At 65.9% G+C, this 323-nt stretch carries 1 protein-coding gene; it reads right to left on the bottom strand.

Annotated features, from left to right (window positions below; all coding sequences use genetic code 11):
• Nucleotides 1-167 precede the first annotated feature (167 nt).
• Nucleotides 168-323: 2Fe-2S iron-sulfur cluster-binding protein (locus J0A65_RS28065; RefSeq protein ID WP_416135348.1), on the bottom strand; the 156-nt coding region annotated here is incomplete at its 5' end.

Genomic DNA, 323 nt, shown 5'->3' with positions numbered 1-323 from the left:
CCGAGCCCGGCTCACGCGGCGTGGCCGGCTCGATGTTCACCGAATACATGTAGCTGTCCTCGGGGAACGGAAAGGGAAAGCGGGCAATGGCCTCGGGGCTGTTGCTGAAGGTGAAGTCGTCCCGGTAGGTTTCCAGGGGTTTGAGCACGACGGGCATGGCGGATTCCTCAGAGGTCGAGCAGCAGCGTGCCGGAGCAGCCACCACGGGAAACACAGGGCATCAGCGCTGCGCCGCGCTGCTGCTCATCCAGGTAGTGATCGCGGTGCTCCACCACCCCGCTCAGGTAGCGCGTGGTGCACTGCCCGCAAACGCCGCCACGGCA

This window comes from Bowmanella yangjiangensis (assembly GCF_017255015.1).
Classification (GTDB): domain Bacteria; phylum Pseudomonadota; class Gammaproteobacteria; order Enterobacterales; family Alteromonadaceae; genus Bowmanella; species Bowmanella yangjiangensis.
The sequence above is the reverse complement of the archived record's forward strand: the minus strand, read 5'-3'. Positions and strand labels throughout refer to the sequence as shown.